The organism is Rhizobium sp. F40D2 (assembly GCF_051810745.2).
Classification (GTDB): Bacteria; Pseudomonadota; Alphaproteobacteria; order Rhizobiales; family Rhizobiaceae; genus Rhizobium.
In genome coordinates this window covers 3,084,693-3,100,253 of the sequence record NZ_CM131436.1, presented here as the reverse complement: position 1 = coordinate 3,100,253, position 15,561 = coordinate 3,084,693, and the positions used below count along the sequence as shown (strand labels likewise).

General features: G+C 61.4%; 14 protein-coding genes. 2 read left to right on the top strand and 12 right to left on the bottom strand.

The window, feature by feature from the left end; all coding sequences use genetic code 11:
* Positions 1–90 precede the first annotated feature (90 nt).
* The 5 genes from ACS4RS_RS14805 to ACS4RS_RS14785 form a co-directional block, all read right to left on the bottom strand.
* Positions 91–1,037 (bottom strand): IS630 family transposase gene (locus ACS4RS_RS14805; protein WP_439009996.1). Its coding sequence is split into 2 segments (ribosomal slippage): positions 91–696 and positions 699–1,037, totalling 945 coding nucleotides; the frame shifts between segments, so codons are not numbered across the junction.
* Positions 1,038–1,424: 387 nt separating this feature from the next.
* Positions 1,425–2,600: an IS91 family transposase gene (locus ACS4RS_RS14800; RefSeq protein WP_439008559.1), complete on the bottom strand. Its 1,176-nt coding sequence runs from the start codon at positions 2,598–2,600 to the stop codon at positions 1,425–1,427.
* Between the two features lie 12 nt (positions 2,601–2,612).
* Positions 2,613–3,473 (bottom strand): tyrosine-type recombinase/integrase, encoded by an 861-nt coding sequence (locus ACS4RS_RS14795; protein ID WP_439008560.1) that lies wholly within the window; start codon positions 3,471–3,473, stop codon positions 2,613–2,615.
* A gap of 395 nt (positions 3,474–3,868) precedes the next feature.
* Positions 3,869–4,747 (bottom strand): 50S ribosomal protein L11 methyltransferase, encoded by an 879-nt coding sequence (locus ACS4RS_RS14790; protein ID WP_439010373.1) that lies wholly within the window; start codon positions 4,745–4,747, stop codon positions 3,869–3,871.
* Between the two features lie 68 nt (positions 4,748–4,815).
* Positions 4,816–5,418, bottom strand: a complete 603-nt coding sequence (locus tag ACS4RS_RS14785) for an SCO family protein (protein ID WP_003593391.1) — start codon at positions 5,416–5,418, stop codon at positions 4,816–4,818.
* Between the two features lie 318 nt (positions 5,419–5,736).
* On the opposite strand from ACS4RS_RS14785, the gene ACS4RS_RS14780 reads away from it, so the two are divergent.
* On the top strand, positions 5,737–6,207 hold the full coding sequence (locus ACS4RS_RS14780) for a chemotaxis protein CheW (protein ID WP_003541378.1): 471 nt from the start codon (positions 5,737–5,739) through the stop codon (positions 6,205–6,207).
* A gap of 251 nt (positions 6,208–6,458) precedes the next feature.
* Here the strand turns inward: ACS4RS_RS14780 and ACS4RS_RS14775 are convergent, their stop codons facing one another.
* Positions 6,459–6,953 (bottom strand): CreA family protein, encoded by a 495-nt coding sequence (locus tag ACS4RS_RS14775; protein ID WP_439010374.1) that lies wholly within the window; start codon positions 6,951–6,953, stop codon positions 6,459–6,461.
* A 181-nt stretch (positions 6,954–7,134) separates the two neighbouring features.
* Positions 7,135–7,725 (bottom strand): 3'-5' exonuclease, encoded by a 591-nt coding sequence (locus ACS4RS_RS14770; RefSeq protein WP_184378204.1) that lies wholly within the window; start codon positions 7,723–7,725, stop codon positions 7,135–7,137.
* A 286-nt stretch (positions 7,726–8,011) separates the two neighbouring features.
* Between ACS4RS_RS14770 and ACS4RS_RS14765 the strand changes: the two genes are divergently transcribed.
* On the top strand, positions 8,012–8,548 hold the full coding sequence (locus ACS4RS_RS14765) for a GNAT family N-acetyltransferase (RefSeq protein WP_439010375.1): 537 nt from the start codon (positions 8,012–8,014) through the stop codon (positions 8,546–8,548).
* A 31-nt stretch (positions 8,549–8,579) separates the two neighbouring features.
* Here ACS4RS_RS14765 and ligA read toward each other — a convergent pair whose 3' ends face one another.
* The 5 genes from ligA to lpxC form a co-directional block, all read right to left on the bottom strand.
* Positions 8,580–10,736, bottom strand: coding sequence for an NAD-dependent DNA ligase LigA (gene ligA, locus ACS4RS_RS14760; protein ID WP_439010376.1), 2,157 nt, complete (start codon positions 10,734–10,736; stop codon positions 8,580–8,582).
* A gap of 213 nt (positions 10,737–10,949) precedes the next feature.
* Entirely contained in the window at positions 10,950–11,477 is a 528-nt protein-coding gene (locus ACS4RS_RS14755) for a DUF6886 family protein (protein WP_439010377.1), read from the bottom strand.
* 78 nt (positions 11,478–11,555) lie between these two features.
* Positions 11,556–13,229, bottom strand: coding sequence for a DNA repair protein RecN (gene recN, locus ACS4RS_RS14750; protein ID WP_449313703.1), 1,674 nt, complete (start codon positions 13,227–13,229; stop codon positions 11,556–11,558).
* Between the two features lie 5 nt (positions 13,230–13,234).
* Complete coding sequence (locus tag ACS4RS_RS14745; RefSeq protein ID WP_439010379.1) at positions 13,235–14,104, bottom strand: outer membrane protein assembly factor BamD; 870 nt, start codon at positions 14,102–14,104, stop codon at positions 13,235–13,237.
* A 244-nt stretch (positions 14,105–14,348) separates the two neighbouring features.
* Positions 14,349–15,305 (bottom strand): UDP-3-O-acyl-N-acetylglucosamine deacetylase, encoded by a 957-nt coding sequence (gene lpxC, locus ACS4RS_RS14740; RefSeq protein WP_439010380.1) that lies wholly within the window; start codon positions 15,303–15,305, stop codon positions 14,349–14,351.
* Between the last annotated feature and the right edge of the window lie 256 nt (positions 15,306–15,561).

Here is a 15,561-nt window from a genome sequence, read left to right as displayed (position 1 = left end):
CGCGGGCATTGGCCGGATAGACCGGTCCAAGGCGGTGCCATCGGCACCGCCTTTTTCGTTGTCATCGGTAGGGTTTAGAGCGGGATGATTTTACGTCCGTTCATATCCGGCTTCCTTGAAGTAGTTTAGGCACTCTTTTGGCGAGACGGTTTGGAGGATAGCTGCAAGCGCGTCGTCGATGGCGTTGCGGGTTCTGGCTTGTGCCTGTCGCAGCCCGTGTTTGATCTTGGCGAAGAGCTTCTCGATCGGATTGAGATCTGGGGAGTATTGCGGCAGAAAGAATAGTCGGGCGCCGGCCCTGCGGATGGCGACCCGGATCGCCTTGGCTTTATGCGAGCCGAGATTGTCCATCACGACGATGTCGCCAGGTTTGAGTTCTGGCACCAGCACCTTTTCAACGTAGATGAGAAAGCGTTCGGCGTTGATGGGGCCATCAATGATCCATGGTGCGCTGACGCGGTCGGTTCGAAGCGCGGCGATGAAGGTCATCGTATTCCAATGGCCGAAAGGAGCTTTGCCCAAGAGCCGCTCGCCACGCGGCGCCCAGCCTCTGAGCGGCGCCATGTTCGTCTTCGTCCAGGTTTCGTCGATGAAGAGAAGGCGGGCCGGATCGATGCGATGGCGATGCTTCAGCCAGCGCGCCCGCCTGGCGGCGACGTCGGGTCGCTCCCGTTCGCTGGCGACCAGCGTCTTTTTTTATAACTCAGCCCTTCATCCTGGACGAAGGCCCAGACGGACCGGTAATCCACGTCCAGACCCCGCTCCGCCAATTCCGCGACCAGCCCACGCAGCGTGAACGCACTCGCGCGGCAGCGTTCGACAAGCCATTCCCGGTGGCCACCGCAGATTGCCCGCGGCTTGTGGCCGCCCATCTGGCCGGGTGCTGCGCTGCCCGTTGCGTGGAACCGCCGCACCCAATCGATCGCGGTGCTGATGCCAATGCCGAACCGTTTGGCCGCAGCCCGGCACGACAGCCCCTCCTGCGTCACCGCCCCGACAACACGCTCTCGCAGATCATTCGAAAAAGGTCTCGCCATCCAGACCGGCCTCCTTACCGGCCTGAAGGATGAATCTGATTTGCGTCCAAAAGGGAATCTGGAGGGTTCTGTGAGGTCCGGGCGCTGTGCGTGCGGCATTCACTGATCGGACCTCATTGAAGCCGGATTGAGCGAAGGCGCGGGTTGTTTGGCGCTATGGGGATTTAGCCGAAGCGGTGGATGGCGTTTTGCAGGGTTGAGCCTTGCCGGAGCCCGTGGACAGGTATGGAAGGAGATTCTTGCCGGTATTTGCGGTGTCTTTGACGCGCCTGTCGGCTGGTTTGCATCGACCGAAACGTCGCTCGGGCACGATTGGCCAAAGCACTCGCACCGCGGCTCTTCGGCATGCCGACGCTGATCGTTGCAATGATGGCGCGCGTGGTATGATCATGAACTGTCGTTCCATGCTGGCCGACGTACCGGCTGGAGCGGGGTCCACGCGCCGATGATCGTCATGGTTCCGCCGCAACAGGAGCAGCGGTGCAGCAAAGGTGGTGGCTTTGTGTCCGGTTCTTCGACCGGGTGTTCCGGCGGCGGGACGTCGAGCAGGCTTCGGCACAGGTCCAGCTTCAGTTGCCGATGGCCATTGGCAAGCAGGCCATAATGACGAATGCGGTGAAAGCCGTCCGGAACGGTGTGAAGCAGGAAACGGCGGATGAACTCGTGGGCATCGAGCGTCATTACCTTTTGCCTGCCGCCCGTTCGATAGTCCTTCCATCGGAATGTGACTCGATCGCCATCGATGCTGACGAGGCGGGAATTGGAGATGGCAATGCGATGGGTATAGCGCCCGAGATAGGCCAGCACCTGTTCGGGTCCGGCAAATGGCGGCTTGGCATAGACCACCCAGGCGACACGCCGCGTTTCTTTGACAATGTGATTGAACGCCGCCGGATTGGCCAGGCCGGCGATATCGCCAAAGAACCGAAGCTGGTCCAGGTCGTAGGCCTGCTTCAGCTCTTCAAGAAACAACCGCCTGAACAGGGATGACAGAACGCGCACGGGCAGGAAGAAGTTTGCCCGGCAGGGAACCCAACGGGACTGGTCCGCCGACAATCCGCCGCCCGGCACGATGCAGTGGATATGAGGGTGAAAATGGAGGTTCTGTCCCCAGGAGTGCAGCACCGCGATGAAGCCGATCTCTGCACCCAGATGCCTGGGATCGGCAGCAAGCTTGCGCAACGTCTCGGCGACGGCGCGAAACAGGATCGTGTAAACGGCATGTTTGTTCTGGAAGGCAATTGCGGCGATCTGCTGCGGTAGGGTGAAGACCACGTGGAAATAGCCGACAGGCAGAAGGTCGGCCTGTCGGGCAGCAAGCCAGTCACGGCTCGCCTGTCCCTGGCACTTTGGGCAATGCCGGTTGCGACAGGAATTATAGGCGATGCGGAACGCCGCGCAGTCCTGACATTGCTGGACATGCCCGCCCAGGCGAGCGGTCCGGCACATCTCGACCGCACTCATGACCCGGCGTTCGACACGCCCGAGATGGGTGTCGTGGGCTTGACGATATCTTTCCCCGTGGCGGCGAAAAATATCCGCCACCTCCAGTCCCGCCGCCATGGCGAAACTTGCTCAGCTTGGCGGCACCACCTCCAGCGTCAGTCGGTCGAGCGGGCTGGTCGTGCTGCGGATCAGGGTATTGGAAACCTTCGTGTAGCGTGCCGTGGTGGACAGATTGTTGTGGCCGAGCAAAACTTGGATGATGCGGATGTCGGTTCCGCTTTCCAAAAGATGGGTGGCAAAGCTGTGGCGCAGCGTATGCACCGTTACCCTTTTGTCGATGCCGGCCGCGGCGCACGCCGAACGGCAGGCAGAATACAGAACCTGGACGTCGATGGGCTTGGTCTCGTCCCGACCCGGAAACAGCCAGACCTCGGGTCTCGCCAGCCGCCAATAGACCCGCAGGATCGCGAGCAACTGCGCTGACAGCATGACGTTGCGATCCTTTCCGCCCTTGCCATGCTCGACGCGGATGATGCCGCGTTCGCCATCAATGTTGCGGACCTTGAGATGGACAGCTTCCGAGGCGCGCAGCCCCGCCGCATACGCTGTCGTCAGTGCGGTACGGGTCCTCAGGCTTGGAACGGCTTCCAGAAACCGCACGATCTCGTCGCCGTTGAGGATCGTCGGCAGCTTGGCCGGTGTCCGGGCATAGGCAATGCGCTCCGGTATCTCGCCATGACCAAGCGTGACGCCAAAGAAGAACCGCAGGGCACAAACTGTCTGGTTCAAGGCTGGCCATGATAGGCCCGATGAAACCAGATGCACCTGAAACGCGCGCACGTCTTCCAGTCCAAGACGGTCTGGCGATCGCCCGAAATAGCGCGAGAACTTCGTTACCGCATGTAAATACGATCGTTGCGTTGCTGGCGAAAGATTGCGGATCGTCATGTCATCGATCATGCGCCGGCGTAGAGGGCTCATCTCCGTCATCGTCATCTCCTGATTGAAGGTTGGGCAAAACAGCCCATTCCTTCAATCAGGAGCGCTTCATGCAATCAGATCCTCCAAATGCCGCGAAAGCGGCTTCGTTCAATCCCAATTGCGATTCCACCTAAAATCATCCCGCTCTAGCTGGCGGACAGGTTCCTGATATAGGCGCCTGTACGGTGAATGGCTGCTCCCGCCGACCCCACGCTCCGTCATCGTCGGCCTTGAGCCGAGCATCCATGCGGCATCTATCAGCAGCAGTGGCATGGGTCCTCGGCTCAAGGCCGAGGATGACGGAGAGTGAGGTGATGTTCTCGCCAAACTCGCCGTCGGCGCAGTGAAACACCGCGGCGGATGCGCCATCAAGCAGGCACTCGCCTCCTCATCGCCCCAAAAACTCACGGCCGATCGAAATGGATCGTCACCCAGCCGTTCCGCCAAATCGTCCGGACATGCCGAAGCCTCGCGCCGCTATAGGCGGCGATCACCTTCCAGCGCTGCGCGGCGAGAATGCCAGAAAGGATGACCGAGCCGCCGGGTGCCAGATGCGCCCCCAGCTTCGGCGCCATGCGGATCAGCGGCCGGGCGAGAATGTTGGCGATGATCAGATCGAAAGGACCATGCTCGGAAAAGGCCGTCGAATGAAAGCCCGGCGCGGTCCTGGTGACGATACCAGACGCGATGCCGTTGCGGCGCACGTTTTCTGCCGCCACCCGCGTCGCGATCGGATCGATGTCGGTTGCGAGCACCGGTATGTTCTTCAGCTTGCGCACCGCAATCGCCAGCACGCCGCTGCCGGTGCCGAGATCGAGCGCGTTGCGCACCTGGCGCGAACGCACCACAGCGTCGATCGCTTCGAGGCAGCCGGCGGTGGTGCCGTGATGGCCGGTTCCGAAGGCCTGGCCGGCATCGATCTCTATGGCGATATCGCCGGGGCGGACCTTGTCGCGGTCATGCGAGCCATGCACCAGGAAGCGCCCCGCCCTGACAGGCTTCAGCCCCTCCAGCGATTTCACCACCCAGTCGACATCGGGGATGACTTCCCGCTCCAGCCGGGCATCGGGAAAAGAGGCCTTCAATGCGTCCTCGACGCGGGAATGCACCTCGGCCTCGTCCTCGGCCATCATATAGATCGAGGCTTCCCAGATGTCTTTCTTCTCGTCGATCTCGGTGGTACCGATGGCAAAGTCTTCTTCGCCGAAGACCGCGCTCAGAAGATCGAGGATCTCTTCGGCCTTGCTCTCGGTCGTCGTCACATAAAGGCGGATTTCACTCACGATAGGCGGTCTTTCCCGTTTCCGTTGCCCGCCACCGGTCGAGCCAGCGCCCCATCACGCTGAAACCATCACCCTTTGCTGACGAGATTCTCCAGCTTCTTTACCGCCGTGTCCGGGTTTTCGCCATAGGCGATCGTTCCGGCAAACCGCCCGGCCGAATCGAGCAGGAAGACCGAGGCGGTGTGATCCATCGTGTAATCGCCGTTCGGATCCTTCTCGTCGACCGGCACCTTCTTGGCGTAGACACGGAAACCCTTGATGACCTCGGCAATCTTGTCGGGCGGACCCGAAATGCCGGTGATGCGCTTGGAGACGTTGGAAACGTATTCGTTCATGATCTCGGGCGTGTCGCGCTCCGGATCGACGGTCACGAAATAGGCTTGCAGTTTGTCGCCCTTCGGATCGACCTTCTCCATCCAGCCGTTCAGCTCGAAAAGCGTCGTCGGGCAGACCTCGGGGCAATGGGTGAAACCGAAGAACAGCGCCGTCGGCTTGCCGCGCAACGCTTCTTCGGTAATCGGCCGTCCGCTCTGCGAGACCAGGGTGAAAGGAACACCGAAGGGCGCCTCCAACGCCACATCACCCGATTTTAACGGATACCACCTGAAGAACCCGAGAACCCCTGCAAGTATCAGGACACCGACCCAGACGGCAATGCGAAATGTCTTCATTGGCGAGATCCTCGATCCAGGCGAATGCGTCGCCCGCCTTTGCCGGCGTGATTACAGTCTCGACCGAAGGCGCGCAACTCAACAATATGTTTTCTGACCCGTGATTAATTGTCTCATCGGCCGCGGCCGTCCCCAACCGGAAACCAGCCCAAGAAATCAGTACGGATCAAAAAAGCGATGTTTGTGAATAGCTTGCCTTCAGAGCGACGGGCAATCCCAAAATACATATCGTTAGGAAAGACTTAAGCCGTCACATCTATATTTAATGGCGGTTCTGCATCGCTACTCCGCCGGGGATAACTGGGAAGAATTCTGACCATGAACAACAACAACGCCATCAAGCAGTCGGGCGCTTATCTCGAAATCGTCTCGTTCCACCTGGGCGACCAGGAATTCTGCATCGATATCATGGCCATCCGCGAAATCCGCGGCTGGGCGCCGGTGACGCCGATGCCGCACACTCCGCCCTACGTGCTCGGCCTCATCAACCTGCGCGGCGCGGTTATCCCCGTCATCGACATGGCCTGCCGCCTCGGCATGAAGATGACCGAACCCTCGGAGCGCTCGGCGATCATCGTCACCGACATCGCCGGCAAGCTGGTCGGCCTGCTGGTCGAGCAGGTTTCCGACATGATGACCATCAAGAGCGAAGATCTGCAGCCGCCGCCGGAAATCATCCCGGAAGCCCAGCGCGCCTTCTGCCGCGGCATCGTCGCGCTGGAAAAGACCATGGTCTGCTTCCTCAACCTCGATACCGTTATTGCCGACGAACTGACGCAGGCGGCTTGACACTTCTCAATTAGGCATTGGAAGGCCCGGTTTTCCGGGCCTTTTGCTTTGAACAGGAGCGCCCCATCGCCAATCTCTCCGCCCTCTCCTCCCTCATCTCTGTGCTCGTCACAGAGATTCAGCCACCGCGCGTCTGCGCGGTGAAAGACTCGCTTGCCAAATGCTGGATGCCTGTGACAAGCACAGGCATGAGGGAGCTCGGAGAGATGCACTACTCAAGATGAAACGCGCGTCGCACACAAACCTGCAACCTATTGCGGCTTCCCATTCTTCCACGTCACATTCTGCCCATAGAGCGGAATCGTCGAGATCGACATCTTCGCAGAGCCATCCGTCAGTTCCCTGGAATGGGCGAGATAGATCAGCGTGTCGTTGGCCTTGTCGTAGATGCGGTTGACGACCAGCGTCTTCCAGATCAGCGACATGCCCTGCCGGAACACTTCGCTGCCATCCTTGGACAGGTCGATATTGCCGATCTCGATCGGCCCCGTCTGCCGGCAGGCGATCGAATTGTTGGAGGGATCTTCGAACCAGTTGCCGTTCTTGAACCGGTCGATCAGGCTGCGGTCGAAATAGGTGACGTGGCAGGTGACGCCCTTGACCTCCGGATCGGAGACCGCCTCGACGATGATGTCGTTGCCGATCCAGTCGACCCCGACCTTGCCGACGACTTCGGCCGAGGCGGCGCCGGCGGAAAGGGCGGCGAAGGAGAAGGCGGCGAGGAGAAGATTGCGCGACTTGGACATGGCGGCTCCTTAGAGCGCCGCGCGTCCGACCGGACGCGCTAAGGACGCTCTATCACTCTGAATCTGCGCATAATCCTTTCCGAAAATCGATTCCGATTTTAGGGTTTATGCGCTGAATGATCCGCTTTCTAGATAAGTGCGCCCCGATGCTTTGCAAGAAACGGCTGTCCGCGGGAAACGATCAGCCTTTCCGGCAGGTGCAGGGCTCGTAGGCCCGCGCCGTCAGCCGGCCGGGCCTCATGCCGATCAGCGCCGGTATGGCGTGGACGGCATTGGCCTTGACCGCCTTAGCCATTTCGATGGCAGCTGCCGCGCAGACGACGGCGTCCTCGGCGGCGTTATGGTGCACGAAACGCAGGCCGAGATGCTCGGCGATCAGGTTCAGCCGATGCGAGAGGAAGTGCGGCCAGATCCGCTGCGCCATCTTCAGGCTGCAGAGATAGGTCAGTTCCGGATAGGATTGCCGGTAAAGATCGAGGCTAGCCCGCCAGACGCTGAAATCGAAGGCGGCATTATGGGCGATCATCGTCGCGCCGCTGATATCCTCGTGAAACTCGTCCATCACTTCGGGAAACTCAGGCGCATCCTCGACATGCTCCGGCCGGATGCCGTGGATCGCAATGTTCATCCCGGCAAAACGCATGTCCCGCGGCCGGATCAGCCGCTCCTCGACGCGCGTCACCCTACCCTCCTCGATCCAGGCAAGGCCGACGGAACAGGCGCTGCCGCGCTGTTCGTTCGCCGTCTCGAAGTCAATCGCGATGGTCTTCAAATCGGCACCCGAATCGTTTCTTTCCGAAACAGAAATACCGTCCCGCTCCCGGCCGCGCAAATTCGATACGACGCACGGTTGACATTTCACCCCGCATATCGAAACTTGCCGGCATGATCGGTACCGTAACCATGGCAGCGCTTATCCATCACACCACGACCCTTGAAGGGTGCGCGGGAGCGATGGCGCGTTAGCAGCGATCCGATCATCCCGAAAACCCTGCCGAGGCGAGCAGGGTTTTCAGAAAAACTCCGGCTCTCCTTTTGAAACCAACGGAGAGCAGCCAATGTCCGAAAACGAAGAGAATGAGCCTGGCCGCCGGGCGCGCCTACCGGAGGGCATCCTCGTGCGCGCCGTACGCCTTTCCGATGCGGAGGAAATCACCGATCTGATAAATCTGCCGGGCTATCGGGCCGGCACCCTGCGCCCGCCGTACCAGAGGGTCGAAGAGGTTCGCAAATACATGGAAAACCCAGCGCCGGGTGCGCTGAACCTCGTCGTTACCCTGGATGGCAAGATCGTCGGCAATTGCGGCCTCAACCGTCTCTCCGGCCGCAGGCAGCACGCAGCCAGCCTCGGCATGGGCGTACATGACGATTTCACCGGCCGCGGGTTCGGCCGCATCCTGCTCGGCGCCATGGTCGATGCCGCCGACGACTGGCTGGATGTCAAACGACTGGAACTGACCGTCTACACCGACAACCACGCCGCCATCGGCCTCTACGAGACGTTCGGCTTCGAGCGGGAAGGCCTGTTGAGGGCCTTCGGTTTCCGATCGGGAGAGTATGTCGACGCCTATACGATGGCCCGGCTCAGTCTATGAGCGAACGAGGCTGGCGGCCTGCCGTCAGCCCTCACCCGCTGATCAGCGCCAGCCACTCGTCCTCGTCCATCGTCTGCACGCCCAGTTCGCGCGCCTTGTCGAGCTTCGAGCCGGCGCCGGGGCCGGCGACGACGATGTCGGTTTTCTTGGAGACCGATCCCGCCACCTTGGCGCCGAGGCTTTCCGCCCTCGCCTTCGCCTCGTCGCGGGTGAATTTTTCCAACGAGCCGGTAAAGACCACGGTCTTGCCGGCCACCGGACTGCCGGTCGTTACCGGTTGTTCGGCCTGCTGGGGCGTCACTTCCTCAAGCAAGCGGGTGATCACCTCGACATTGCGCGGTTCCTTGTAGAACTCAACCATGGCGCGCGCCACCACCTCGCCGATGCCCTCGATGGCATTGAGATCGTTCCAGGCGTCGCCGGAAAGCGGGGCTGCTTCCTTCATCGCGGTCGCAAAGGCTTCGTAGGTGCCGTAGGAACGCGCCAGCAGCTTTGCCGTGGTCTCGCCGACATGACGGATGCCGAGCGCGTAGATGAAGCGGTGGAGGGCAATGCTGCGCCGTTCGTTGATCGCCGCATAAAGCTTGCCGACGCTGACCTTGCCGAAGCCGTCGATATTCTCCAGCTTGGTCAGCGATTGCTGCTGGCGCTTCTCCAGCGTGAAGATTTCGGGCGCGGTGCGGATCTGCAGCGACGCGTCCTCGTGTTCGAAGAAGAAGTCGATCTGCTTCGATCCGAGCCCCTCGATATCGAAGGCGTTACGCGAGACGAAGTGCTTCAGATGCTCGGTCGCCTGCGCCCGGCAGATGAAGCCGCCGGTGCAGCGGCGCACAGAATCCATCTTGCCGGTCTTCTCGTTGACCTCGCGCACCGCATGCGAGCCGCAGACCGGGCAGGTTTTCGGAAATTCGTACGACCGGGCGTCGGCCATGCGCTTCTCCATCACCACGTCGAGGATTTGCGGAATGACGTCGCCGGCGCGCTGGACGATGACGGTATCGCCTTCGCGGATATCGTGATCTTCAGGCCGAATGCGCTCGCCGCTGTTGCCGATGCCCTTGATATAGTCCTCGTTGTGCAGCGTCGCGTTGGTGACGACGACGCCGCCGACGGTGATCGGCTTCAGCCGCGCCACCGGCGTCAGTGCGCCGGTGCGGCCGACCTGGATCTCGATTTTCTCGACTTCGGTGAAGGCCTGTTCGGCCGGAAATTTATGCGCCGTCGCCCAGCGTGGCGAACGCGAGCGGAAGCCCAGGCGGGTCTGCAGTTCGAGGCTGTCGACCTTGTAGACGACGCCGTCGATGTCGTAGTCGAGATCCGGGCGCTCGAGGCCGATCTCGTCGTAATGCGCCAGAATGTCGGCGACCGAATTCAGCCGCTTCATCAGCGGGTTGACCGGAAAACCCCAGTCCTTGAACGCATGCACCATGCCAAACTGGGTGTCGGCGGGCATTTCCGACATCTCGCCCCAGGCATAGGCGAAGAATTTCAGCTTGCGGCTCGCCGTCACCTTGGCGTCGAGCTGGCGCAGCGACCCGGCGGCGGTATTGCGCGGATTGACGTAAGTCTGCTTGCCCTCCGCTTCCATCTGCCGATTGAGGGCCAGGAAGTCGCTCTTGGCCATATAGACCTCGCCGCGGATCTCCACCACCGCGGGCACGCCCTTTGGCAGCTTGTTGGGGATTTCGGCGATAGTGCGAATATTGGCGGTGACGTTCTCGCCCGTCGTGCCGTCACCGCGCGTCCCCGCCGTCACCAGCCTGCCGTTCTCGTAACGGATCGACATCGACAGACCGTCGATCTTCGGCTCGGCAGTGAAGGCGATCGACTGGTCCGGCAGACGGCCGAGGAAGCGATAGACGCTGGTGACGAAATCCTGCACGTCCTCCTGCGAAAACGTGTTGTCGAGCGACAGCATCGGCCGCGCATGGACGACGGGCGAGAAGGTGACGGAGGGCGCGGCACCCACACGCCGCGACGGGCTATCCTCGCGGATCAGCTCGGGAAACCGCACTTCCAGCGCATCGTTGCGGCGCTTCAGCGCGTCGTAATCCGCATCCGAAATCTCCGGCCGGTCCTTGCCATGGTAGAGCGCGTCGTGATGCGCAATCTCCTTTGCCAGCCGCTCAAGCTCGGCGGCAGCCTCTTCGATCGTCAACGTGTCGACGGCGGAACCTTCGGTGGGCATGGAATATCACTCCAGAGAATCTGGCCAGAAATCTGCATTGGTTTTAGAGCAAAATTGCCGGATGAAAAGAGAGTGTGCATATACCGTATCGGTAAGATTGACCCACTTTTCCTCTCCTCCGTCATTCCTGTCCTCGGGCTTTGACCCGAGGGATGTCACAGGAATGAGGAGATTGAGGTTAGCGTTCGCGGCAAACGCATCGCCCCGCCCGCTCTACTCCCAATCCCTCACATTGCGCAGGCGGATGCCACTGACATGAAGGCCGGTGTCCCAGAGGCTTTTCAGCGGCCGGAGGCTATCGACCACCCGCAGTTCGACCCCACGCGGCGCAAACTCCCCGCCGAGCCGCGCGATGGCGGTGCGCTCGATGGGGACGATGCGCCCGTGGGCCACCCACATGCCTGCATCGCCAAGATCCTCGAAACCGTCGGTGGGTAGTTCGTAGCAATGGATCGTTGCTTCTCTGAGCTCTTCCAGCCAATGGCGCTCGACATAGGCTGCAGCCCGGAAATCCCCGAGCCACTGCCGCCGCTCGATCTCTGGCGTCTCGGCCGTCGCCCATATCAGGATGCGCGTACAGTCGCGCGGAAAGAGATACATGAAGTCATGTTCGCCATCGATCGCCCAGACGAGCGGGCCGTTCAGCCATTCCCGGCCTGTCGGGCGCATCGAGGGCATGCGGACTGGCCGTGGCTCGAACACCGCAATATCGGGGTCATCGCTGAAATGGAAAAGCCGCATGGCACCGGTTCGACGCTGTTCGGAATGGTGCGCATAACGCGAAGCGGAATCTTTGTCACCGCCGGCAGTGCTGGAAAATCAGCCGTTGCCGGACAGCAGCCGCTTCGCCGCCGCCCTCGCCTCTTCGGTCACCGAAGCCCCGGCCAGCATCCGGGCGATCTCCTCGGTGCGGTCCTTCTGCGCCATCGTCGCCACCCGCGTGGCGATCTTTTCCGATCCCTCGGCGGCTGGCCCCTTGGAGATCAGAAGATGCGTCGCCGCCCTGGCGGCGACTTGCGGCGCATGCGTGACCGAGAGCACCTGCACCCGCTCCGACAGCCGCTTCAGCCGCTGGCCGATCGCATCGGCCACCGCGCCGCCGACGCCGGTATCGATTTCGTCGAAGACGAGCGTCGGGGCCGATCCGCGATCGGCCAGCGCCACCTTCAGCGCCAGCAGGAAACGCGACAGCTCGCCGCCGGAGGCAACCTTCATGATCGAGCCCGGCCGCGTGCCAGGATTGGTCTGGACATGGAACTCGACGACGTCGATGCCCTCCGCGAGCGCCTCCTGCGCATCCGTGGTGATCTCGACCATGAAACGGGCGCGTTCGAGCTTCAGCGCCGGCAGCTCCGTCATGACGGCCGCAGCCAGTGCGGTGCCGGCGTGATGGCGCTTGTCGGAGAGCGAGCGCGCCGCCGCATCGTAATTCTCGTGCGCCAGGCCGACTTCGGCTTCGAGCCTGGCAAGCCTCTCCTCGCCCGCGTCGAGGTCGGCAAGATCGGCCATCATGCGGACCGCAAGAGCCGGCAGCTCGGTGACGGGCACGGAATATTTGCGCGAGGCCGCCCTGAGCGCGAAAAGCCGCTCCTCCACCCGCTCCAGCTCCCTCGGGTCGTATTCGGTCTTGCGCAACGCTGCTTCGACTTCCATCTGGGCGTTAGACAGCTGGTCGAGCGCGGCATCAAGCAGCGTCACGGTGTCTTCAAGTAGGCCCGGCGCCTCATGGCTCTTGCGCTCCAGCCGGCGCACCAGCGAGGCGATATGAGGCACCGGCGAGGCATTGCCGTTCAGGAACTCGGACGCCTCGGCGATATCGCCGGCGATCTGCTCGGCCTTCATCATTTTTTGGCGGCGATCGGCGAGTTCGTCCTCCTCGCCATCCTGCGGCGAGAGCTTCTCGAGCTCCTCGACGGAAGAGCGGAGGTAGTCGGCTTCGCGCGCCGCACCTTCCACCTTCTCGCGGTGCTTCTTCAGCGTCCGCTCGCTGTCGCGCCACAGACGATACAGCCGGGAAACCTCCGAGACCTCATCGGTGAGACCGGCGAAGGCATCAAGCAGAGTGCGATGGGCATTGGTGTCGACAAGGGCGCGATCGTCGTGCTGGCCGTGGATTTCGACCAGCATCTGGCCGGCCTGCCGCATCAGTTGCACGCTGACCGGCTGGTCGTTGACATAGGCCTTGGTGCGCCCGTCCGCCGATTGCTGGCGGCGGAAGATCAGGTCGCCCTCGTCATCGATGCCGTTTTCACGCAGCAGTGTGCGGGCGCCGTGGTCCATGCCGACGTCGAACACCGCCGTCACCTGGCCCCTGTCCTCGCCGTGGCGCACCAGATCGCCATCGCCGCGCCCACCGAGCGCCAGTGACAGACTGTCGAGCAGGATGGATTTGCCCGCTCCGGTCTCGCCCGTCAGCACGGAGAGGCCGGTCTCGAAGGCAAGATCCAGCCGCTCGATCAGGACGATATCGCGGATCGAAAGCTGGATCAGCATTGGCCTCAGGAACCGAGCAGGAGTTTCTTGCCTGCCGCAGCGATCCACGAGCCCTTGTTTTCACGCGGCTCGGCACCGCCGGTCTGCAGCAGCTTGTAGGAATCGGCATACCACTGGCTGTCAGGATAATTGTGGCCGAGGACGGCAGCCGCCGTCTGCGCCTCGTCGACGATGCCCATAGCGTAATAAGCCTCAACGAGACGCGCCAAGGCCTCTTCGATCTGGTTCGTGTTCGGATATTTCTCAACGACGATGCGGAAGCGGGAGATCGCGGCGAGATATTCCTTCCGCTCCATGTAGTAGCGGCCGATCTGCATTTCCTTGCCGGCGAGTTGGTCGCGCGCAAAGCGGATCTTGGCCTGCGCGTCGTCGACATATTCGGAGTTCGGGTAATTGTCGATCACGGCCTGCATCGCTTCAATCGTCTTGGCCGAGGCGCGCTGATCCTGCGTTACGTCGACGATCTGCTTGGAATAGGTGAGACCGATGAGATACTGCACATAGGCCGCATCCTGCGATTTCGGATATTGCGACATGTAGCGGTTGCCCGATGCAAGCGCATCGTCCAGGCGGCCCTGGCGGTATTTGACGAAGGTGCTCATTACAAGCGCCTTGCGCGCCCATTCGGAGAAAGGGTTCTCGCGGTCGATGGCGTCGAACTTGCGCGCCGCTTCCGCCATGTTGCCGGCCTTCATGTTGGCAAGGCCCTGGGTGTAGAGCACATCCGGCGGATCGGTTTCGAGGCCGAGCTTGGTGATGTCGATATCGGGATCCGACTGGCAACCGGATATCGAGGCGCCTGCGCTGAGCACCAGAAGCGATGCGAACAAAGCACGCGCTGTCTTCATCATACCGTCAGATCCTGCATAACCCATTCGAAAGAACCCCACTGCCGCCGCTCGCTCCACGGCAGCCACGCCTCGCTGGCGTTTCTAGCCATAAATGTGCATCAAGAGCAACGCAATGATAAGGCATTAACGCATTTTTGTGGCAGCAGCCGGGGAATGACCGGCTTTTCCTCTTCTTCCCCGACCTGTGGCAGGAAAGCATCTGACCCGGCGGACATAAAAAAACCGCCTCCGGGAAAGAGGCGGCCTGGTCTTGAGAATGTGCTGGAGGTCATGCCGACCAGGGAGCGAATTCCGAAGCGCTGACCGCGATCAGTTCGCGGGCGGCGACGCGCTGGCGCGGCGTCGACGTCTCCACAACCTCATAGGCAGACGGATCGGCGAGCAGCGCCTTCAGCGCATTGGCATTCATCTTATGGCCGCCCCGATAGGAACGGTAGCAGCCGATGAACGGGGCGCCGGCAAGCGATAGATCGCCGACGGCATCGAGCGTCTTGTGGCGGACGAATTCGTCCTTGGCGTAGCGCAACCCTTCGACGTTGATGACGGTATTGTCGTCCGAGATGACGACGGAATTTTCGAGCGAGGAGCCGAGCGCGTGGCCCGAGGCCCAGAGACGCTCGACATCGCGCATGAAGCCGAAGGTGCGGGCGCGGGAAAGCTCGGCCTTGAAGGCGGCCGCGGTCATGTCGCCGGCCCACTTCTGCCGGCCGATCAGCGGGCAGTCGAAATCGATCTCGACTTCGAAGCGCGTGCCGTCATAAGGACGGAATTCGCTCCAGGAGCCGCCATGCTCGATTCGAACCGGCTTCGTGATACGGATATAGCGGCGCTTGACGCCGAGCGAGACAAGACCGACCTGCTCGATCGCCTCGACGAAGGGCAGCGAACTGCCGTCCATGATCGGCATTTCGGAGCCCTGCACCTCGATAACCACATTGTCGAGGCCGAGCGCATAGATCGCCGCCATCACATGCTCGATCGTCGCGACCGAATGGGCGGGCGAGAAGCCGAGTACGGTGCAGAGGTCGGTATTGCCGACCTGCGAGGAGACAGCCTTTAGTTCGGTGATATCACCATTGGCATGCATGCGCTGGAAAATGACGCCGGTATCCGATTCGGCCGGGTTCATCGTGATCGAGACATTCGCGCCCGAATGGACTCCGATGCCCGAAAGCGTCACGGGACGCGATACCGTAGTTTGAAAACCCAGCAAGCCAATTGCCATAAATTCTGCCTTTATTCTTCCGCACCGGCAGTCTGCCCGATCGGCGCGGTCACCGTTCATTCTGTACAACGAGCCTGCCGAAAGGACTCGTGGGGCAGTTTCCTTGCACCATACTTACGTGCGCCGGCGCTCCAATCCAAATCACTGTTTCTTTCGCTTTGTTACGAAGTCACACGATTGAAATCACTTGCGAATCATGGGCTGAAAAACAGCAATGCCCGGGACCTTGATCCCGGGCATGAACGGTGCTGATTCA